Raw genomic sequence first — 21642 nt, forward strand, 5'->3', positions numbered from 1 at the left:
GCTCGGCGTGCATAAGATTATTTAAATACCCGTTAGCAATAGCACGGCAGATTTGTTACCTTTGCCAAAATTATAAATAACACAATTATACAAATGCTTGTAATAGGGATTGCCGGCGGTACCGGGAGCGGAAAAACTACAGTAGTACACCAGATTATGAACCAGTTACCACTTACAGAGGTAGGTGTGCTGTCTCAGGATCATTACTATAGGGATAACAGTAACCTGAGCTACGAAGACCGGGCCAAAATAAACTTTGACCACCCCCGTGCCATAGATTTTGACCTGCTGTATCAGCACCTTAAAGAACTAAAAGAAGGTAAAACCATAGAACAACCCGTGTATTCGTTTGTAACCCACAACCGTACAGATGATACCATTCTTACCCACCCGCGTAAGGTAATGATTGTAGAGGGTATCCTTATATTGGCAGATCCTAAGCTGCGCGAGCTTTTTGACATTAAAGTGTTTGTTCACGCAGACCCGGATGAAAGGCTTATACGCCGTATGCGCAGGGATATTGCAGAGCGTGGCCGAGATATGGAAGAGGTACTAAGCCGCTACCAAAGCACCCTTAAACCCATGCACGAGCAGTTTATAGAACCTACTAAGGCGTTTGCAGATATTATTATACCAAACGATAAATACAATACCGTAGCCATAGATGTGGTTAGGGCGGTAATTAACCAGCGTATTAGTTAAAAAACTATCTTTGGTTAATTACTATACATTTTAGCAAAGCAATTATAAAATAACCTTACTTTGTAATACAAGAATGGCATCAATAAAAAACCTGTTTTTGCGCTATCCGGTACTTAAGGTGCTGGGAAACCGGTATCTGCTGGTTATCATTTTTGTAACGGTATGGTTGCTGTTCCTGGATAATTACTCGTACCTGGAGCACCGCACGCTAAATAAAGAGCTGCGCGAGCTTCAGGATAATAAAGAGTACTACATAAACGAAATTAAAAAAGACAGCCTGGCGATTAAGCAGCTTAAAAATACGGACCAGACTGAGCACTACGCCCGGGAAAAGTATTTTATGAAACGCGAAAACGAAGACGTGTATATTATAGAATTTGAAGAAGATGCAAAGAAGGTTGAAGACTCTACATCTCTTTAAAAAGTACAACGCATGAGCAATAACCTCTTTAATGAATTTGGCCCCGTGTCGTCTAAGCTGTGGAAACAGCAAATTCAGTACGAACTTAAGGGCGCCGATTACAACGAAACCCTGATTTGGGAAAGCCCAGAGGGTATTAAGGTAAGGCCTTTTTATCATATAGATGAGGCTAAAGACCCGCTACAGGTGCATACTGCCGCGGCTTATTATAAAATAGGGCAAGACATTTTTGTTCAGGATGTGGCTAAGAGTGCCGCCCGTGCCCAGTCTACGCTGGAGCGTGGCGCCGAGGCTCTGAGGTTTACCATACCAGACGAAAAAACCGATATTACTACACTGGTACAGGGCCTTGATGCCCGCGTACCGGTGTATTTTTATTTGCAATTCTTTTCAATCGATTTCGTAAAAAAGATTGATGCTGTTGCCACAGCAAACGGCGCACACTACTACGTGCTGCTGGATCCTGTGGGTAACCTTGCAAAAGAGGGCAACTGGCACGATGGGGGCGATAATTTTGAGCAACTGAACCTTTTGGGCGAAAGCTGTAAAAACATAAGTTTTGTAACCATCAACAGCGCGTTGTACCAAAATGCAGGGGCTAATATGGTACAGCAAATTGCATACACGGTAGGGCATGCCATAGAATACTTTAGCCGCCTTAAAAATGTGCAGCAACCGTATACCGTTACGGTAGGGGTGGGTAGTAATTACTTTTTTGAAATTGCCAAGCTTCGCGCCTTGCGTATGGTATTTTCTGCCGTAGCAAAAACCTATGGCGTTAACGAAAACCTACACATTATAGCGGTGCCTACCAGGCGAAACAAAACCCTGTACGACTATAACGTAAATATGCTGCGTACTACTACAGAGTGTATGAGCGCCATACTGGGCGGTGCCGATACGGTAATTAACCTGCCGTATGATGCCATATATCACAAGAGCAATGAGTTTGCCGACAGGATAGCACGTAACCAGCTGCTTATCCTTAAAAACGAAAGCTATTTTGATAAGGTAAACAACCCGGCAGACGGGGCGTATTACATAGAAGAAATTACCACACAGCTTGCCGAAAAAGCACTAGTATTGCTAAAAGATATAGAGGCGCACGGCGGTTTCCTTAAACAGCTTATAGAAGGCAACATTCAGCGGAAGATAGCCGAAAGCGCCGCTAAAGAGCAGGAGCTTTTTGATAACGGGAAGGAAGTGTTGCTGGGTACTAACAAGTACCCTAATAAAAACGACCGCATGAGTGCCGACCTGGAACTTTACCCGTTTGTAAAGGCCAATCCGCGCAAAACGCTGATAAGCCCGGTGATTGAAAAAAGGCTTGCCGAAAAATACGAGCAGCAAAGGCTGGAAAGTGAAACTCAATCAACAACCGCTTAAATCTGCCATCTATGAGAAAAGACATACAAAATATACAGCTTACTAAAGCCGATGGCAGCGTGCAAACACAAGATGCCGCTACAGGATTTACCACTGCCGAAGGTATTACCGTAAAGCCTACATATACAGAGGCCGATAACGAGGGTATGGAACACCTGGATTTTGGGGCGGGCTTTGCGCCAAACCTTCGTGGCCCGTATGCTACCATGTACGTGCGCAGGCCATGGACCATTCGTCAGTATGCCGGATTTAGTACCGCTGAAGAAAGTAACGCGTTTTACCGCCGTAACCTTGCTGCCGGGCAAAAAGGGCTTTCGGTAGCGTTTGACCTTGCCACGCACCGCGGTTACGACAGCGACCACGAGCGCGTTGTGGGCGATGTGGGTAAGGCAGGTGTGGCCATAGACAGCGTGGAAGACATGAAGGTGCTGTTTGACCAGATTCCGCTCGACGAAATGTCGGTTTCCATGACCATGAACGGTGCCGTACTGCCCATTATGGCGTTTTATATTGTTGCTGCCGAGGAGCAGGGCGTAAAACAGGAGCTGCTTTCCGGTACCATACAAAATGATATTCTTAAGGAGTTTATGGTGCGTAACACATACATATACCCACCGGCGCCATCTATGAAAATCATCGCCGATATTTTTGAGTTTACCAGCAAGTATATGCCTAAGTTTAACTCAATAAGTATATCGGGCTACCACATGCAGGAAGCCGGTGCCACTGCCGATATTGAGCTTGCCTACACCCTTGCCGACGGTTTAGACTATATACGTACCGGGCTTGCGGCAGGCATGAAGATAGATGATTTTGCACCACGCCTTTCGTTCTTTTGGGCCATTGGTATGAACCATTTTATGGAAATTGCCAAAATGAGGGCCGGGCGTATGCTTTGGGCAAAACTCCTGAAACAGTTTAACCCGAAAGACGAAAAATCACTTGCCCTGCGCACCCACTGCCAAACCAGCGGCTGGAGCCTTACAGAGCAGGATCCGTTTAATAACGTAGCACGTACCTGTATAGAGGCTGCCGCAGCGGCTTTTGGCGGCACGCAGTCGTTACACACAAACGCGCTGGATGAGGCCATAGCCCTGCCAACCGATTTTAGTGCGCGTATAGCGCGTAACACCCAGATTTACCTTCAGGAAGAAACCAAGATAACCAAAACGGTAGACCCATGGGCGGGTAGCTACTACGTAGAATACCTTACCGATGAAATAGCCCGTAAGGCATGGGCGCTTATAGAGGAGGTAGAGGAGCTGGGCGGTATGACCAAAGCCATAGAAGCCGGTATACCTAAACTACGCATAGAGGAAGCTGCCGCACGTAAGCAGGCACGCATAGACAGCGGACAGGATGTAATAGTGGGGGTAAACAAATACCGCCTTAAAAAGGAAGATCCGCTGCAAATACTTGAGGTAGATAACCAAACGGTGCGCCGCCAGCAGATAGCGCGCCTGGAGCAAATAAAAGCCACGCGTGATACGGCTAAAGTAACCGCAAGCCTTGAGGCGCTTACAGCCGCGGCACAATCTGGCACGGGTAACCTTTTGGCACTGGCGGTAGAGGCTGCGCGAAACAGGGCTACACTGGGCGAAATAAGCGATGCGCTGGAAAAAGTATACGGTAGGTATAAAGCACAAATCAGATCGTTTAGTGGCGTGTACAGTAAAGAAATTAAAAACGACGAAAGCTTTGAGAAAGCACGTCAGCTTGCCGATGCCTTTGCAAAACAGGAAGGCCGCAGGCCGCGTATTATGATAGCAAAAATGGGTCAGGATGGGCATGACCGGGGTGCTAAGGTAGTAGCTACGGGTTATGCCGATGTGGGCTTTGATGTAGACATTGGGCCGCTTTTCCAAACCCCGGCTGAGGCAGCCAAGCAGGCGGTGGAGAACGATGTTCACATCCTGGGCGTATCTAGCCTGGCCGCAGGGCACAAAACACTGGTGCCACAGGTTATAGAGGAACTTAAAAAATACGGTCGCGATGATATTATGGTTATTGTGGGCGGTGTAATACCGGCGCAGGACTATCAATACCTGTTTGATTGCGGTGCCGTAGCGGTCTTTGGGCCCGGAACCAAAATCAGCGATGCCGCGATTAAAATACTGGAAATCCTGCTCAAAGGATTTGAATAGAAAGAAGCTCCCGAAAACCGGGAGCTTTTTTTATGCTATGTTATACTATTAAAGTACTTAGTGTTAAAGTCTCTGTTTTACTTGATGAAAAATCACGTAACATGGTTTTGTGAAAATTTTCGGCATAAAATTGGATAATAAAGTGTACAAACTTTAATAAACCATTTTATGAAAAAATCACTATTATCTGTTGTGGCATTGCTTGCGGTTAGCGCATTATCTGCCCAGGAATCAGAAACCGCTAGCGAAGGCTTTAAAAAAGGCGACGCGTTTATTACAGGCAGCGTTTCGTATGACTACACAAAAAATGATGCCAGCAAAGTAAATCAATTTAGTGTGGGGCCGGCTGTTGGCTATTTTGTAAGCGATAAAATAGCGCTTGGATTCTCTGGTTCGTATTCAGCAATTAAATCTGAAGGTATTACGTATCCTTCGGTTAACAAAACAAACAGTTACAGTGCAGGTGTTTTTGGCAGGTACTACTTTACCCCGGCAAATAAGTTTTCCTTTTTTGGTAATGTAAGGGTAAGCTATAACCACAATAAGCTTGACAGTAATGAATTAGCCGACAGGACAGGCAATGGGTTTGGCGTACAGGCAGGCCCTGGTATAAATTACTTTATTTCGCCCCGTTTTTCGTTACAAACCTCGTTGGGCTTATTGTCTTACGGAAGCTCGAAAACAAAATCAGGCGGTGCAGAAAATACTTCTACCGGTTTTGATGCAGGTATTGATTTTAGCAACCTATCATTTGGTCTTTTGTACAAACTTTAATTGATATACGTAGTTAGTATGGCCGGGCTGTTAGTCCGGCTTTTTTTGTTAATAATGAAAAAATGGGTGTGTATAATTTGGTTTACTTTATTTAACTTTATCCCGCAACAAAAAACTACACAATGGACATTAAAAAGGTTTTTGAAAACAACCGCGAGTGGATAGATAAGCAGCTAAGCATAGACGACCAGTACTTTGAGCATCTTAACCAGGGGCAGTCGCCTGAAATTCTTTACATAGGATGCAGCGACAGCCGCGTTACCGCCGAAGAACTTATGGGGATAGCTCCGGGACAGGCGTTTGTACACCGTAACATTGCTAACATGGTTCCGAATACCGACCTGAATGTAATGTCTGTTATAAACTATGCGGTAAGCCACCTTAAGGTAAATCACGTAGTGGTATGCGGGCATTATAACTGTGGTGGTGTTAAGGCCGCTATGGAACAAACAGATTTAGGCATACTAAACCCATGGCTGCGTAACATTAGAGACGTGTACCGTATGCACCGCAAAGAACTAAACGGTATAGCCGATATGGCAGAGCGCTATAACCGCCTGGTAGAGCTAAACGTACAGGAGCAGTGTATTAACGTGATTAAGACTGCCGAGGTACAAAAAGCAGCGGCAGAACGCGGTATTACCGTACACGGATGGATTTTTGACATAAAAACGGGTAAGCTTATAGACCTGAATATCGATTTTGAAAATATAACTCATGGTATTGTAGATATTTACCGTATCGATACAGAATAGTGCAAGGTATTGCTTTCAGGGTGCAGAAATGCTATATTTGCCATGTGTTTTACGGCACATTCGGGATGTAGCGCAGCCTGGTAGCGTACTAGCATGGGGTGCTAGTGGTCGCTGGTTCGAATCCAGTCATCCCGACAATTTACAAAAAACCATCTGAGCAATCAGGTGGTTTTTTTGATATCCCAAACTTTTACTTTTAAGCGATAAAAATTGCTATTTTACGCCTTGGGGTTATCATTAGATACAAAACGGTATGAAAATAAATGTTTGTTTTATGAGAAAGAAGTGCGTAATCACGTTATAAGATGGAAGAAAATAAATAGTAATATTAATATTGTTTGTTATTTTCGCAAGGACAATTTTATTTATAATTGAATTGTTTTATAGAAATATTTAAAAACCAACCAATTTATAAAACATGAGAAACTTTCTTGAAAAATATTCGGTACAACAAAAAGGACAATTTAAGTTGTTATACGTTAACTTTTTGTTTGGGTATATACCCTTTGCAGTGTTGCATATTATTTTTAATCTTTTGCATATTATACCAGTTAATTTTAATGGTAAGCAAATTTTCGGATTTAAAGCAGTTATTGTGATAATTCTTTTTACTCCGTTTACAGTAGCAATGATAACCTTTTTCGTGTGGATATACTTTATGATAGGGAATTTATTTCTGAGGCTTTTGAAAAAAATCTTTGTTTAAAGTTAGCGATAGCCCTACCCTTTGAGATAAAAGACATCCTGATTTCAACAGAGAGGAGCATGCGATGATAGTTTCAAACAATAAGGAAGCCTTAGCAAAATCCGGACATTTTAGGGAGAAATAAGATTTGGATTCCAGGTAATTTCAGATACCGGACTCGTTTTGTTGAAAGTCAGGAAATAAATATATTGTAAAGATATTTACCTCCCGTTATTAAAAGCTTAAGGGTAAATCTGCTAACGGCAGAAAAAAAATGTTATTTTTACGGCACACAGCCCATTACCACCGGAGCCTATGCCAATAAAAACTACGTTTCGTATATCCTGCTTATCCCTTATCCTGCTGCTTTGCGGTACTACCGCCTATGCCCAGCAAGAACCTCAGTATACCCAGTATATGTACAATACACTTACGGTAAATCCCGGCTACACGGGTTCGCCCGGCGTGTTGCAGGCTAATTTGCTGCACCGCAGCCAGTGGGTGGGCATGCGCGGCGCGCCACAAACGCAGGCCTTTAGCATACATACCCCGTGGAGCGAAATGTACGAGCAAATAGGCGTGGGGCTTAGCGTGGTAAACGACAGGCTGGGGCCAAGCAATGAGGTGTATACCGATGCTAACTTTAGCTACACCCTTAAAATGGGCGAACAAGGCAAGTTGGCTTTCGGGCTTAAGGCAGGTGTGCGGGTGCTTAATATCGACTGGAGTAAAGGCACCTACCGCCAGGAAGGCGACCCACTGCTTAATACCAACATCAACAACCGTTTTAACCCCACAATAGGTGCAGGTATATACTACTATACAGATAATTGGTACGCCGGGGTTTCTATCCCTAATTTTTTGCGGAATAACTATTACAACGATGTTCAGGAAAGCCTGATGAACGACCGCCAGCATTACTATGTAATTGGTGGCTATGTGTTTACGCTTTCGGATGATATAAAGTTTAAGCCTGCCGTTTTAGCCAAGGTAGTTAACGGCGCACCCATAACGGCCGATGTTTCGGCTAACTTCCTGTTTCAGGATGTTGTAACGCTGGGAGCCGGCTACCGCTGGGACGATTCGGTTAGCGCGCTTGCCGGAATACAGATTTCCCGAAATGTATTTGTTGGTTATTCGTATGACTACTCGGTAACCGAACTGAACAAGTACAATAACGGCACGCACGAGTTTATGCTGCGCTTTGAGGTAGCACCAAAAACCAAACGCATTAAATCGCCACGCTTCTTCTAAATCATGATTATGAAAAAACATTACTACATAGCAGCCTTGTTTTTTTGCATCGGTACCATGATGGGGCAGGGCGCATTGCGTAAGGCAGAACTCCATTATCGCGACCTTGCCTATACTGAGGCCGCTGCCGCATACGAGGAGTATCTGCAAAACAATAAAACACCAAAAGCTGAGGTGTTAATGCACGCAGCCGAGGCTAACTACTATACCGGTAACACAGGTGCCGCTGCGCGTTGGCTCGAAAAGGCTTACCAGGCAGGTGGCAATACGCTGCCCGCCAAGTATATGCGTATGTACATCCTGGCACTAAGGGGAGAGGAACGTTATGATAGGGCTGATGCTCTGCTTTGGCAATATACAGCCCTGAACGACACGCTTAAATCTAACCTTGAAGCCCAAAAGCAAGCGCTTGATGTGCTGCTGAAGCAGAAAGAAAAATACGAACTGAAAGGCCTGGCATCAAATACTGATAAGTCGGATTTTGGGGCTACGTTTTTTGGGAAGAAGATAGTATACACGTCGGCAAAAGATACCTTACGCGATGGTGCCAAAACCTACGCGTGGAACAAGCAGCCCTACCTTTCGCTGTTTGTAGCCGACCTGAATGCCGATGGTTCCTTTGGCAAGGAAAAGCCATTTCTTAACAGTGCCCAGACCGATTACCATAATGCGGCTGTAGCTTTTTCGCCGGATTATAAAACGGTATACGTAAGTGTAAATAATGTAAATAAAGCCAACCGCCTGCAAAACGACAAGGCGGGGACGAATAACATTCAGCTGGTTTACGGAAAAATACAGGGCGAACGCTTTGATAAAAAACAGTATGCACCCTTTAACAGCAAAGACTATTCTGTGGGGCAGCCTGCGGTAAGTGCCGATGGTAAATGGCTGTACTTTGTAAGCGATATGCCGGGGGGCTATGGCGAAACCGATATTTACTATTGCGAAATATACAGCGATGGTAAGCTGGGTAAACCCATAAACGCCGGGGTAATGATTAATACCGAAGGCAAGGAAATGTTCCCTTTCCTGAAAGAGAATGTACTGTATTTCGCTTCAGATGGTCATTACGGCCTGGGCGGGCTCGACGTGTTTAGCAGCAGCGTAAGCGGTGTGGGGCAGTTTTCGCTTCCGCGGAACCTGGGTAAACCGGTAAACAGTAACCGCGATGATTTTGCGTATGTGCAGTCGGCAGACGGTAAGCTGGTGTACCTAAGCAGCAACAGGGCCGGCGGCAGGGGCGATGACGATATTTACCTTGTGGTGCCAAAAGCCGAAACGCCTTGCGAAAAAGTAATAGCGGGCGTAGTAACCGATAAAAAGTTGGGCCAACCCATACCAGGTGTAGAAGTAACCATTACCGTGGGCGAAAAACAGCTTACCGAAACAACCGCTGAAGACGGCAGCTACAGCATTACCGTACCGTGCGAAGGCACACCAATTACCAGTGCTAAAAAAGAAGGCTATGCCGCCAATGCCCCTGACGATAAGGGCAATATTAACCTGCAGGCCTACACTGATTTGGTTAAAAAAGGCGAAGGCAACCAGGAAATGGTAGACATTAACCCGATTTACTTTGATTTTGATAAGTACTATATAACACCGCAGGCAGCCGCAGAGCTGGATAAGGTGGTGTACCTAATGGAGCATTTCCCTAATGTGGTTATTAAAATAGAATCGCATACAGACAGCAGGGGCAAGGACGACTACAACCTGCGCCTAAGCGATGACCGTGCCAAAAGTACTTATAGCTATCTTGTGAGTAAAGGCATAGATCCTAAGCGTATAGAAAGCGTAAAAGGTTTTGGCGAAAGCCGATTGCTTAATAAGTGCAGCAACGGCGTGGAGTGCAGCGAGGAAGACCATCAGCTAAACAGGCGAAGCAACTTTATTATTGTAAAAAAATAGTTGGACATCTTTGCTAACAAAGCATAGCGGAATGTGATAATTTGTTTTTTTTGATTACCGGTCTGCTTTATTAGGGTTGTATTTTCTGCCGGTAAAGCCGCTTACGTTTTAATATACACCCTACACTTGTAGCTTTTTACCCCATAAATCTTGCACAATACCTATATATGTTTACTTTTGTGGGTTGCAAAGCAGCGTTATGTATACTATAACCCATAAGGCTGCGTTTACTTAACCGTATACCGATAAAATAAATTCGTATTTATAATGAAAATTAACAGGTTTTATTCAGGCCTATTGGCTGCAACAATTCTTGTAACCGGTTGTAAAACAACAAAAGATACCACTCCCGCTACACAAACTACCGCTAAGGTTCAGCAAAAAGATGTTCTTTTTACCGTAAATGACAAACCGTACTATACAGACGAGTTTATAAGGGTTTACAAAAAGAACCTTGATCTTGTAAAAGATGATTCGCAAAAAGACCTTAACAACTACCTGGACTTATTTATTGGCTACAAGCTAAAAGTAAATAAGGCGTATAAACTAAACCTTCAGGAAGGCAAAAAATACCAGGGCGAATTAAAAAGCTACCGTAACCAGCTTGCTAAAAATTACCTGACTGACAGTAAAGTAACCACAGGCCTTGTACAGGAAGCATACAACCGTATGCAGAAAGAAATAAAGGCGTCTCACATACTGTTTATGGTAGATGAAAACGCTTCCCCTGCAGATACGCTTAAGGCGTACAACAAAGCTGTAGAAGCGCGCAAAAGGCTTGTGGCCGGAGAAGACTTCGGCAAGCTTGCCGCAGAACTTTCAGAAGACCCATCGGCTAAAGACAATAAAGGCGACCTGGGGTATTTTACGGTTTTCCGTATGGTGTACCCTTTTGAAACCGCCGCGTACAACACGCCAAAAGGCCAGGTAAGCAGGCCGGCACGTACGCGTTTTGGCTACCACCTAATTAAGGTTACCGATGTAAGGGACAACAGGGGAGAAGTAGCTGTAGCACATATTATGGTGGCAAGGCCACAAAAAGAGGATGATAAGGCTGCAGAGAATAAAGCCAAATCTAAAATAGAAGATATTTACAAAAAACTGCAACAGGGTGAAGACTTTACAGTACTGGCAAAACAGCTTAGCGAAGACAAGACCAGTGCAGAAAAAGGCGGTGTGCTAAACCCATTCAGCTCAGGGGAGTTAACCTCTCAGGAGTTTGAAGATACTGCTTTCGGATTAAAAACACCGGGCGAAATCAGCAAGCCGTTCCAGTCGCAATTCGGTTGGCATATTGTAAAACTGATAGAGAAAAAGCCTATAAAGAGTTTTGAAGACCTTAAGCCGGAACTTGAAAACCGCATTAAGCGCGATGAGCGTTCGCGACTTATAGCGCAAAGCCTTACCGCTAACCTTAGGGCTAAGTACCCGGTGGTAAAAGATAAGGAAATGTATAAAAAAGTGGTGGGCGCACTTACCGACAGTATTTATGTTATGGAGTGGAAACTGCCTAAAAACATAGAGGTGTACAACAAGCCGCTAATAACCATTAACAAAGACAAAGAGCTTACCGGTAAAGACTTCCTTACCTATGTTAATTCCCAGCAAAATAATGGTGTTTCTGCCAAGCCGCTTTCGCGTGCTGCTGAGGTACTTTTTGAGCGCTACACCGATGAGCAGCTTAACGCGTACTATAACCAAAACCTTGAGAGGGAATTCCCGGAGTTTGATGCTATAATGCAGGAGTACAGGGATGGCCTGTTGCTGTTTGACCTGATGGAGAAAGAAATTTGGGAAAAAGCTAAAAACGACACAATAGGTCAGCAAAACTACTACAACCTGCACAAGGCAGAATACGTATGGAAACAAAGGGCTGATGTAGAGGTGTATTCGTCTACTAACGAAAAAGTGATAAAAGATGCACGTGCTTTACTGCTTAAAGGTAAAGATGCCAAAGCTGTAAAAGACAAGCTTAATACTAAAGACAAGGTAAACATTATAGAAAAGTCGGGTACGTTTGAAACCGGTACCGATGCCATGCCTAAGCTTGCCGTATGGAAAGCCGGTGTAAGCGATGTAGTGAAAGAAGGCGATTACTACTACGTGGTAAAAACCAACAAAGTATTGCCTGCAGGTGAAAAAACATTTGAAGACGCCAAAGGCCGTGTGATTAATGATTATCAGCAGTACCTGGAGTCTACATGGGTAGAGCAGCTTAAAAAAGAGTTTACTGTAAAAGTAAACCAGGATGTGTTTGAAAAAGTAAAAACCGAAATCAATACGAAAAAATAATGCGTACCTGCCCCGGGTTTTTTATACTGTTGTTGTGTGTACTGGTTTCCTGCGGTAAAAAAGATGCTACCGTAAAAAAGGAAGATGCCGCTGCACGCGTTAACGACGTATACCTGGGTAAAGAGGAGCTTGCAGGGCTGGTGCCGGCAGGGACATCTAAAAAAGACAGCCTTGCCATTATAAAATCGTACATAGACCGCTGGGCATCGCAAAAGCTGTTGTTTGACGCGGCCATTGTAAATACAAGTGCAGAAAAACAGGCCGAACTGGATAAGCTTATACAGCAGTATAAAACGGATTTGTACACCCGTGCCTACCTGGAAGAAATGGTAAAACAGAGTGTAGATACTACAATTACCGAAGATCAGCTGGCGGCGTATTACAATAAAAACAAAGATAATTTCCGTACTACGGGTATGCTCGTTAAAATGCGCTACCTTCGCATGGAAAAAAATCACCCTAAATTTGCACTGGCAAGGCAGCGTTTTTTAAGTGGCAATAAAAAAGATAAAAAGGCGATTAATGATATGTCGCTTTACTTTAAAAGCTACGCGTTTAACGATACCACCTGGACCAGCATGAATGAGGTATACCAAAAACTGCCGTTTATAACCCCGGACAACAGGGGCAGGTATATAAGCAGCGGGATTTCGTACCAGTACCCTGATTCGGCAGATGTGTACATTGTTAAGGTAAACAAGGTTATAGACCGTAATGCCGTGGCGCCGTACGAATACATAAAGCCTACCTTAAAAGAGGTTATAATAAACAACAGGAAACTGGAGTTACTTAAAAAGATTGAAAAAGACATTACAGACGATGCGATTAAAAACAATAAATATGAAGTTTATAAGTAGTAGGTTTACCGTACTTTTATTAATGCTTTTTGTGGGTACTACACTGGCCGCACAGGAAATAATAAAAGATACCGTAAAACCTAAAACCCAAACAGCGCCAAAAGGAAAAGCCAAGGTAGACGGAGTGGTGGCTGTAGTGGGTGATTATGTAGTATTAGAGTCTGATATTGATTTGCAGTATAAAGAGCTTCAAACACAAAATATATCTACAGAGGGTATTACCCGCTGTCAGCTACTGGGTAAGCTTATGGAAGAAAAGCTGTATGCCCACCATGCCATTCAGGACAGTATTGTGGTAAGCGATGCTGAGGTAAACGAGCAGGTAAACCGCAGGGTAGATTACTTTGTGGAGCAGTTGGGCTCTAAAGAAAAGATGGTGGAGTACTTTAAGAAGAAAGACTTCGACTCGTTTCAAACGGAGCTTTTTGACCTTGTAAAAACGCAGGAGCTTACAGAGCGCATGCGCAAAAAGGTTATAGACGATGTAGAAATCACACCGGAAGAGGTAAGGCAGTTCTTTATGAAGTTCCAAAAAGAGGATATTCCTGTTTTTGGTGCCGAAATGGAAGTGGCACAAATTGTTATTAAACCCGAAATTACCAAAGACGAAAAGCAAAAGGTAATAGATAAGCTAAAGCAGATTAAAAAAGATGTGCAGGAGGGCAGTAGCTTTTACAGCAAGGCCGTACTGTATTCTGAGGACCGTGGCTCAGGCGCTTCGGGCGGATATATACCGGTAACGCGTAAGTCGCAGCTGGTAAAGGAGTTTAAAGACACGGCGTTTAGTACAGAGGAAGGGCAGATTTCTGAACCTTTTGAAACCGAATACGGCTACCACATTATTTACGTGGAAAAAGTACGTGGTCAGGAGCGCGATGTGCGCCACATACTTATGGTACCAAAGGTTACAGAGGAGTCTAAAAAAGCAGCGAAAGAAAAAATCAGTAAGATAAGGGAGCGCATTGCTAAGGGTGAAATCTCGTTTTCGGATGCTGCCAAATCAGAGTCTAACGATAAGGAAACACGTAACAGCGGTGGCCTCCTTATAAACCCGGCAAACCTGGGTACGCGCTTTGAACTTACTAAAATGGATCCTAACATTTACAACGAAATTTCAGGGTTAAAAAACAACGAGGTTTCAGAACCTATTGAAGATATGGACAGGCTGGGCGTAGTAAGCTACAAACTGTACACGGTAATTAACAGGTACGACGAGCACCCTGCAGACTACGCTAAAGACTATATAAAAATCAAAGAGCTGGCTCTTAAGGAAAAGCAGATTAAAACCATTGCTAAATGGAGCGAGGAAAAAATTAAATCTACTTACATTAAGGTAAACGCTGATTACCAGGGATGCAAGTTTGCTAACAACTGGCTAAAAAAATAACAACACTTTTGCCTCCATAAACCGGGCAGGCTTTAAAATAATTTATTAAGTTTGAAAGCTAAGGTACACGCCTTAGCTTTTATTTTAATCAAAGAACCATAAACACACTATGTCAGACGTAGCAGCGATACAAAATTTAGTGCAAAAACAGGCCGCGCTGAAGCAGGAAATAGCTAAAGTAATCATAGGCCAGCAGGAAGTTGTAAACCAAATAGTACTGAGTATATTTTCAGGAGGGCACGCGCTTTTAGTGGGTGTTCCGGGGCTTGCCAAAACACTTATGGTAAACACCATAAGCCAGGCACTTGGACTCGATTTTAAGCGTATACAGTTTACGCCAGACCTTATGCCCAGCGATATATTGGGTAGCGAAATACTGGATGAAAACCGAAATTTTAAGTTTATAAAAGGCCCTATATTCAGTAACATTATCCTTGCAGACGAGATTAACCGTACGCCACCTAAAACCCAGGCGGCTCTGCTTGAGGCAATGCAGGAAAAATCGGTTACCATAGCCGGCCAGCACCATAAACTGTCGTTGCCGTACTTTGTACTGGCTACACAAAACCCCATAGAGCAGGAGGGAACCTACCCGCTGCCTGAGGCGCAGCTAGACCGTTTTATGTTTGCCATAAAGCTGGATTACCCTACGTTTGAGGAAGAGGTTCAGGTGGTGAAAAGCACCACTACCGATGCTAAGGTTACCGTAAACCCGCTGTTTACCGCCGAAGAAATTGTAGAATACCAGCAGCTTATACGCCGCATACCTGTGGCCGATAATGTTATAGAATATGCAGTAAAACTGGTTAACAAAACCCGCCCGGGTAATGCGCTGAGTACGGATTACGTAAAAACGTACCTGGACTGGGGTGCGGGCCCACGTGCATCGCAAAGCCTTATCCTTGCGGCTAAAACCCACGCGGCACTAAGCGGCAAGTTTAGCCCTGATATTGAGGATGTGCAGGCTGTAGCCACAGGCATACTGCGCCACCGTATTATTAAAAACTACAAGGCCGATGCCGAAGGCATTACCGAAGAAATGATAATCAAAAAGCTGTTTTAAACAGCTTTTTTTGTAATATTATGTTTATGAACAAACTCCTCCGATTTACACCCACCATATATTTCATCCTTTTTTCGCTGTTCTGGTTTTACCAGCAGTATGCCGAAACAGGTACATATCATTACGTTTCTATAGCGTTTTTTGTGGCTCTGGTAGCGCAGTTGTTTACTAACAACAAAACCACAGGGTTTTTGTACGGTATTTTGTTTTTGCTTTTTTCGGGCTTTATGATTTCGTATGCCGTAACCATGTTTACCGGTACAGAGATTGTTACTAAAAACACCTATAGCCTGTTGTATATGCAGTTGGGTATTTACGGGTTTACGTTTATAATGGCTGTTTTAATGGTGTATTACAACCGTTATTACAGTCAAAAAGCGTAAAATATTACTGCTCCCGATTATACATTTGCTAATTTACTATATCGTTTTAGTTACTTTTTTCAGCGTTGCTGTTTTTTGCATATTGTCAGGTTTATACAATTTTAGGCTGAATTTTTACATTTTGGCAATATCAGGTTAAATAAATGATAATTCTTAATAAATTGGCTGTTTATCACAAAATTTTTGAATTATCTGCATCAAAGTAGAATCTTTATAAATAATAATTTTGCTAAATTAAAGAATCGATAAAAATTTTTTAATTGAAATTAGTTTGAGTAAATTTACGCACATTTTTACAAACAAACATAAATATTTAAATATGGCTTTTGATACTATTTATAACGATTATATCAAAGAAATTGAAGAAAGAAAAGCCCTTGGACTTCACCCAAAACCAATTGACGGAGCAGAATTATTAACTGCAATAATCGCCCAAATAAAAGATATAAACAATCCGCACCGAGCAGATTCTGTTAAGTACTTTATTTACAACACGCTTCCTGGTACTACACCTGCTGCTGCTGTAAAAGCATCGTTCTTAAAAGAAATCATTCTTGGTAATGAGGTTGTTGCCGAAATTACCCCTGCATTTGCCTTCGAACTACTATCGCACATGAAAGGTGGTAAGTCTATTGAGGTACTGCTTGATTTAGCCCTTGGCGAAGATCTTGCTATTGCAAAGGATGCTGCTAATGTGCTTAAAACCCAGGTGTTCCTTTACGAGGCAGATACAGACCGCCTTAAGGGTGCCTACATAAACGGAAGCGAAATCGCTAAAGAAATACTGGAAAGCTACGCTAAGGCAGAATTTTTTACCAAGCTGCCAGAGGTGCCGGAAGAAATAAAAGTGGTAACTTACATAGCAGCAGAAGGTGATATTTCTACCGACCTGCTTTCGCCGGGTAACCAGGCGCACTCGCGCTCAGACCGCGAACTGCACGGCCTTTGCATGATGACTCCTGCACAACAGCAGGAAATTAAAGACCTTCAGGCGCAGCACCCGGATGCAAGCGTTATGCTTATTGCCGAAAAAGGTACTATGGGTGTAGGTTCATCGCGTATGTCTGGTGTAAACAACGTGGCACTTTGGACCGGTAAGCAGGCCAGCCCATATATTCCGTTTGTAAACATAGCGCCTATTGTGGGTGGTACAAACGGTATTTCGCCTATCTTCCTTACAACCGTAGACGTTACCGGTGGTATAGGTATCGACCTTAAAAACTGGGTGAAAAAGCATGATGCCGATGGTAACCTTGTGCGTAACGACAAAGGCGAACCTGTGCTTGAGGAGGTTTACTCTGTAGCTACAGGTACGGTTTTAACCATCAATACAAAAACAAAAAAACTATACAACGGCGATCAGGAACTAATAGACCTTTCTAAATCATTTACGCCGCAAAAGTTAGAATTTATCAAAGCCGGCGGTTCTTACGCGGTGGTATTTGGTAAAAAAATACAAACATTCGCAGCCCAGACATTGGGTATCGAAGCGCCAACGGTATTTGCCCCGTCAAAAGAAATTACTATTGAAGGACAGGGTCTTACCGCGGTTGAAAAGATATTTAACAGAAACGCCGTGGGTGTTACTCCGGGTAAACTGCTGTACGCCGGTTCAGACGTTCGTGTTAAGGTAAATATAGTAGGTTCTCAGGACACTACAGGCCTTATGACGGCTCAGGAGCTGGAGTCTATGGCGGCTACGGTGATTTCGCCAAGCGTAGACGGTGCGTACCAGTCGGGTTGCCACACCGCTTCGGTTTGGGATAAAAAAGCGCAGGCTAACATACCTAAGCTTATGAAGTTTATGAACGACTTTGGTGTTATTACGGCACGCGACCCTAAAGGGGTGTACCATTCTATGACCGACGTTATTCATAAGGTTCTTAACGATATTACGGTAGATGAGTGGGCTATTATTATTGGTGGCGACTCGCATACAAGGATGTCTAAAGGTGTTGCTTTCGGTGCCGACTCTGGTACTGTGGCACTTGCACTGGCTACGGGAGAGGCTTCAATGCCAATTCCTGAATCGGTAAAAGTTACCTTTAAAGGCCAGATGAAAGACCACATGGATTTCCGAGATGTGGTACACGCTACACAGCTGCAAATGCTTCAGCAGTTTGATGGCGAAAACGTGTTCCAGGGCAGGATTATAGAAGTACACATTGGCACGTTGCTTGCAGACCAGGCGTTTACCTTTACAGACTGGACTGCGGAGATGAAAGCTAAGGCATCTATATGCATCTCTCAGGACGATACCCTTATTGAGTCACTTGAAATTGCAAAAAGCCGCATCCAGATTATGATTGATAAAGGTATGGATAACCACAATCATGTACTGCAGGGCCTAATAGATAAGGCAGACAAGCGTATTGAAGAAATACAATCGCGCATTAAGCCGGCACTTACACCAGATGATAACGCCAGGTATTATGCAGAGGTAGTTATAGACCTGGATGCTATTGCTGAGCCAATGATAGCCGACCCGGATGTAAACAACGAAGATGTTTCTAAACGATACACCCACGATACCATCCGCGATTTGTCTTACTATGGTGGCGATAAAAAAGTAGACCTTGGGTTTGTGGGCTCTTGTATGGTACACAAAGGTGACCTGAAGATTGTTTCTCAGATGCTAAGGAACCTGGAAGAAAAACAGGGCGAAGTGAAGTTTAACGCGCCACTTGTAGTGGCTGCGCCTACATATAATATTATAGACGAACTTAAAGAGGAGGGCGACTGGGATTTACTGCAAAAGTACTCCGGCTTTGAGTTTAGCGACCTGTTACCTAAAAACACCGCCCGTACAGAGTATGAAAATATGATGTACCTGGAGCGTCCGGGTTGTAACCTGTGTATGGGTAACCAGGAAAAAGCGGCAAAAGGAGATACGGTAATGGCTACGTCTACCCGTTTGTTCCAGGGCCGTGTGGTAGAAGACAGCGAGCGCAAAAAAGGCGAATCGTTACTGGCCTCTACACCGGTAGTGGTATTGTCGGCAATTTTAGGCCGCATCCCTACAATTAACGAATACAAAACAGCGGTTGAAGGCATTAACCTTACAAAATTTGCACCGGCTCAGAAAGAGTTGGTAGGATAATTGTGGTGCTTTAGCCGTTTCATAAATACATTGTATAATTCTAAATTATAAACATATGGCTTTTGATATCGAAATGATCAAAAATGTGTATGCTAAGATGGCCGAGCGTGTAGATAAAGCACGCGAACTGGTAGGCCGTCCGCTTACGCTTTCTGAAAAAATCCTATATTCTCACCTTTGGGAAGGCACGCCTACCCAGGCATTTACAAGAGGTAAAGATTATGTAGATTTTGCACCAGACAGGGTAGCCTGTCAGGATGCAACCGCTCAAATGGCCCTTTTGCAGTTTATGCATGCCGGTAAAGCCAAAGTAGCCGTACCTACCACAGTACACTGCGATCACCTTATACAGGCAAAAGTAGATGCTGCTACCGACCTTAAGCGTGCTAAAGAGCAAAGCAATGAGGTTTTTGACTTCCTGTCTTCAATTTCTAATAAATACGGCATCGGGTTCTGGAAACCGGGTGCCGGTATCATCCACCAGGTAGTGCTGGAAAACTATGCGTTCCCTGGCGGTATGATGATTGGTACCGACTCTCACACCGTAAACGCCGGCGGCCTTGGTATGCTTGCCATAGGTGTAGGTGGTGCAGATGCGGTAGACGTAATGAGCGGTATGGCATGGGAGCTTAAATTCCCTAAGCTTATAGGTATTAAACTTACCGGTAAGCTAAGCGGCTGGACTGCCCCTAAAGATGTTATCCTTAAAGTAGCCGGTATACTAACCGTAAAAGGGGGTACCGGTGCCATTGTAGAATATTTTGGCGAAGGTGCACAGGCCATGTCTTGTACAGGTAAAGGTACCATTTGTAACATGGGTGCCGAAATTGGTGCTACTACATCTACCTTTGGGTATGATGAGTCTATGGACCGCTACCTGCGCGCTACAAACCGTGCCGATGTAGCCGATGCTGCTAACGCAGTGAAAGGTTACCTAACCGGTGATGCCGAAGTGTATGCTAACCCTGAGCAGTATTTTGACCAAGTTATAGAAATTAACCTTTCTGAGCTGGAGCCACACCTAAACGGGCCTTTTACTCCGGATTTAGCTACGCCTATTTCTAAAATGAGGGAAGAGGCAGCTAAAAACAACTGGCCGCTACAGGTACAGGTAGGCCTTATAGGTTCTTGTACAAACTCGTCTTACGAAGATATTTCGCGTTCGGCTTCCCTGGCAAAACAGGTTGCCGAAAAGAAACTTAAAACGAAAGCCAAGTTTACCATAACCCCGGGTTCAGAACAGGTGCGCTACACTATAGAGCGCGATGGTTTTATTGATACATTTGATAAAATTGGCGCTACGGTATTTGCTAATGCCTGCGGACCTTGTATAGGTATGTGGGACAGGGAAGGTGCCGAAAAAGAAGAGCGTAACACTATTGTACACTCGTTTAACCGAAACTTCTCTAAGCGTGCCGACGGTAACCCTAACACCCTTGCGTTTGTAGGTTCGCCAGAGCTTGTAACGGCTATAGCCATAGCGGGCGACCTTGGGTTTAACCCACTTACCGATACACTTATTAACGAAGACGGACAGGAAGTAATGCTGGATGAACCTACCGGGCACGAACTGCCTGAAAAAGGTTTTGCCGTAGATGATCCTGGTTTCCAGGCTCCTGCCGAAGACGGTAGCAGTGTGCAGGTGGCGGTAAGCCCTACATCTGAGCGCCTTCAGTTGCTGGATCCGTTCCAGCCGTGGGATGGTAAAAATATTATGGGTGCCAAGCTGCTTATTAAAGCCTTTGGTAAGTGTACTACAGACCACATTTCTATGGCAGGTCCATGGTTACGTTTCCGTGGCCACCTGGATAATATTTCTAACAATATGCTTATAGGTGCGGTAAACGCCTTTAACCAAAAAACAAACAACGTTAAAAATCAGCTTACCGGCGCGTACGATGCTGTACCTGCTGTACAGCGTGCCTACAAGGCCGCAGGCGTACCAAGTATAGTAGTGGGCGACCACAACTATGGCGAAGGTTCGTCTCGTGAGCATGCCGCTATGGAGCCACGCCACCTTGGCGTTAAGGCGGTGCTGGTTAAGTCGTTTGCACGTATACACGAAACCAACCTTAAAAAGCAGGGTATGCTTGCGCTTACCTTTGCTAACGAGGCTGATTACGACAAAATACAGGAAGACGATACCTTTAACTTTATAGACCTTACAGAATTTGCACCGGGCAAGCCGCTAACGCTTCAGGTTGTACATGCCGATAGCAGTGTGGAAAACATTATTGCTAACCACAGCTACAACCAGGGACAAATAGAATGGTTTAAAGCAGGTAGCGCTCTAAACCTGATTGCTGCCGGCGCTAACTAAGCCACAGTATAGTTCTTAAATACACAAAAACTCCCATCGGTACACGGTGGGAGTTTTTTTATGCGGAAGAGCGAAGTGTTAAAATTTAATTTCATTTTTTAACATCGGTTACATACCCACATCCGTTAGTTATAAACAAACTGTTATAATCTGCACGTGTTAAAAATATGAGGTTGGTATACTGCGTTGGTGCAAAAACAGTGTACACTAA

At 43.9% G+C, this 21642-nt stretch carries 15 protein-coding genes and 1 tRNA gene; all 16 read left to right on the top strand.

All coding sequences use genetic code 11. The annotated features are described in order from the left end of the window. Nucleotides 1-93: 93 nt before the first annotated feature. Complete coding sequence (gene udk / locus ACLI08_RS05945) at nt 94-702, top strand: uridine kinase (RefSeq protein ID WP_411427546.1); 609 nt, start codon at nt 94-96, stop codon at nt 700-702. A 73-nt stretch (nt 703-775) separates the two neighbouring features. Further along, entirely contained in the window at nt 776-1123 is a 348-nt protein-coding gene (locus tag ACLI08_RS05950; RefSeq protein ID WP_411427547.1) for an FtsB family cell division protein, read from the top strand. A gap of 12 nt (nt 1124-1135) precedes the next feature. Further along, nucleotides 1136-2509, top strand: coding sequence for a methylmalonyl-CoA mutase subunit beta (locus ACLI08_RS05955; RefSeq protein WP_411427548.1), 1374 nt, complete (start codon nt 1136-1138; stop codon nt 2507-2509). 11 nt (nt 2510-2520) lie between these two features. Then, complete coding sequence (gene scpA / locus ACLI08_RS05960; RefSeq protein WP_411427549.1) at nt 2521-4653, top strand: methylmalonyl-CoA mutase; 2133 nt, start codon at nt 2521-2523, stop codon at nt 4651-4653. Between the two features lie 168 nt (nt 4654-4821). Next, nucleotides 4822-5427, top strand: a complete 606-nt coding sequence (locus ACLI08_RS05965; protein ID WP_411427550.1) for an outer membrane beta-barrel protein — start codon at nt 4822-4824, stop codon at nt 5425-5427. Between the two features lie 122 nt (nt 5428-5549). Beyond that, a complete protein-coding gene (locus ACLI08_RS05970) occupies nt 5550-6182 on the top strand; it encodes a carbonic anhydrase (RefSeq protein ID WP_411427551.1) in 633 nt (210 codons plus the stop codon). Nucleotides 6183-6243: 61 nt separating this feature from the next. Continuing rightward, nucleotides 6244-6317: transfer RNA gene (locus ACLI08_RS05975), tRNA-Pro, on the top strand. A gap of 865 nt (nt 6318-7182) precedes the next feature. Beyond that, nucleotides 7183-8121: a type IX secretion system membrane protein PorP/SprF gene (locus ACLI08_RS05980; protein ID WP_411427552.1), complete on the top strand. Its 939-nt coding sequence runs from the start codon at nt 7183-7185 to the stop codon at nt 8119-8121. A gap of 9 nt (nt 8122-8130) precedes the next feature. Beyond that, nucleotides 8131-10029 (top strand): OmpA family protein, encoded by a 1899-nt coding sequence (locus tag ACLI08_RS05985; protein WP_411427553.1) that lies wholly within the window; start codon nt 8131-8133, stop codon nt 10027-10029. Nucleotides 10030-10296: 267 nt separating this feature from the next. Further along, nucleotides 10297-12321: a peptidylprolyl isomerase gene (locus tag ACLI08_RS05990; RefSeq protein WP_411427554.1), complete on the top strand. Its 2025-nt coding sequence runs from the start codon at nt 10297-10299 to the stop codon at nt 12319-12321. After that, nucleotides 12321-13178 carry a hypothetical protein gene (locus tag ACLI08_RS05995; RefSeq protein WP_411427555.1) on the top strand — a complete coding sequence of 286 codons (858 nt, stop codon included), beginning with the start codon at nt 12321-12323 and terminating at the stop codon, nt 13176-13178. Before ACLI08_RS05990 ends, ACLI08_RS05995 begins: the two co-directional genes overlap by 1 nt. Next, complete coding sequence (locus ACLI08_RS06000; protein ID WP_411427556.1) at nt 13162-14565, top strand: peptidylprolyl isomerase; 1404 nt, start codon at nt 13162-13164, stop codon at nt 14563-14565. Before ACLI08_RS05995 ends, ACLI08_RS06000 begins: the two co-directional genes overlap by 17 nt. Nucleotides 14566-14674: 109 nt before the next feature. Continuing rightward, nucleotides 14675-15628, top strand: a complete 954-nt coding sequence (locus tag ACLI08_RS06005) for an AAA family ATPase (RefSeq protein WP_411427557.1) — start codon at nt 14675-14677, stop codon at nt 15626-15628. Nucleotides 15629-15654: 26 nt separating this feature from the next. Then, nucleotides 15655-16011, top strand: coding sequence for a hypothetical protein (locus ACLI08_RS06010; RefSeq protein ID WP_411427558.1), 357 nt, complete (start codon nt 15655-15657; stop codon nt 16009-16011). A 319-nt stretch (nt 16012-16330) separates the two neighbouring features. Beyond that, a complete protein-coding gene (locus tag ACLI08_RS06015) occupies nt 16331-19111 on the top strand; it encodes a bifunctional aconitate hydratase 2/2-methylisocitrate dehydratase (RefSeq protein ID WP_411427559.1) in 2781 nt (926 codons plus the stop codon). Nucleotides 19112-19166: 55 nt separating this feature from the next. Then, entirely contained in the window at nt 19167-21431 is a 2265-nt protein-coding gene (locus ACLI08_RS06020) for an aconitate hydratase (protein ID WP_411427560.1), read from the top strand. Nucleotides 21432-21642 lie beyond the last annotated feature (211 nt).

Source organism: Flavobacterium sp. RNTU_13 (assembly GCF_046614455.1).
Taxonomy (GTDB): Bacteria; Bacteroidota; Bacteroidia; order Flavobacteriales; family Flavobacteriaceae; genus Flavobacterium.

Excerpts from the sequence above, each read along its gene's own strand:
- ACLI08_RS05985 (WP_411427553.1), top strand. The coding sequence starts at position 8,131 with ATGAAAAAACATTACTACATAGCAGCCTTGTTTTTTTGCATCGGTACC.
- ACLI08_RS06000 (WP_411427556.1), top strand. The coding sequence starts at position 13,162 with ATGAAGTTTATAAGTAGTAGGTTTACCGTACTTTTATTAATGCTTTTT.
- ACLI08_RS06005 (WP_411427557.1), top strand. The coding sequence starts at position 14,675 with ATGTCAGACGTAGCAGCGATACAAAATTTAGTGCAAAAACAGGCCGCG.
- scpA (WP_411427549.1), top strand. The coding sequence starts at position 2,521 with ATGAGAAAAGACATACAAAATATACAGCTTACTAAAGCCGATGGCAGC.
- ACLI08_RS05955 (WP_411427548.1), top strand. The coding sequence starts at position 1,136 with ATGAGCAATAACCTCTTTAATGAATTTGGCCCCGTGTCGTCTAAGCTG.
- ACLI08_RS05970 (WP_411427551.1), top strand. The coding sequence starts at position 5,550 with ATGGACATTAAAAAGGTTTTTGAAAACAACCGCGAGTGGATAGATAAG.
- ACLI08_RS05990 (WP_411427554.1), top strand. The coding sequence starts at position 10,297 with ATGAAAATTAACAGGTTTTATTCAGGCCTATTGGCTGCAACAATTCTT.
- ACLI08_RS06020 (WP_411427560.1), top strand. The coding sequence starts at position 19,167 with ATGGCTTTTGATATCGAAATGATCAAAAATGTGTATGCTAAGATGGCC.
- ACLI08_RS05995 (WP_411427555.1), top strand. The coding sequence starts at position 12,321 with ATGCGTACCTGCCCCGGGTTTTTTATACTGTTGTTGTGTGTACTGGTT.
- ACLI08_RS05965 (WP_411427550.1), top strand. The coding sequence starts at position 4,822 with ATGAAAAAATCACTATTATCTGTTGTGGCATTGCTTGCGGTTAGCGCA.
- ACLI08_RS06010 (WP_411427558.1), top strand. The coding sequence starts at position 15,655 with ATGAACAAACTCCTCCGATTTACACCCACCATATATTTCATCCTTTTT.
- ACLI08_RS05980 (WP_411427552.1), top strand. The coding sequence starts at position 7,183 with ATGCCAATAAAAACTACGTTTCGTATATCCTGCTTATCCCTTATCCTG.
- ACLI08_RS05950 (WP_411427547.1), top strand. The coding sequence starts at position 776 with ATGGCATCAATAAAAAACCTGTTTTTGCGCTATCCGGTACTTAAGGTG.
- udk (WP_411427546.1), top strand. The coding sequence starts at position 94 with ATGCTTGTAATAGGGATTGCCGGCGGTACCGGGAGCGGAAAAACTACA.
- ACLI08_RS06015 (WP_411427559.1), top strand. The coding sequence starts at position 16,331 with ATGGCTTTTGATACTATTTATAACGATTATATCAAAGAAATTGAAGAA.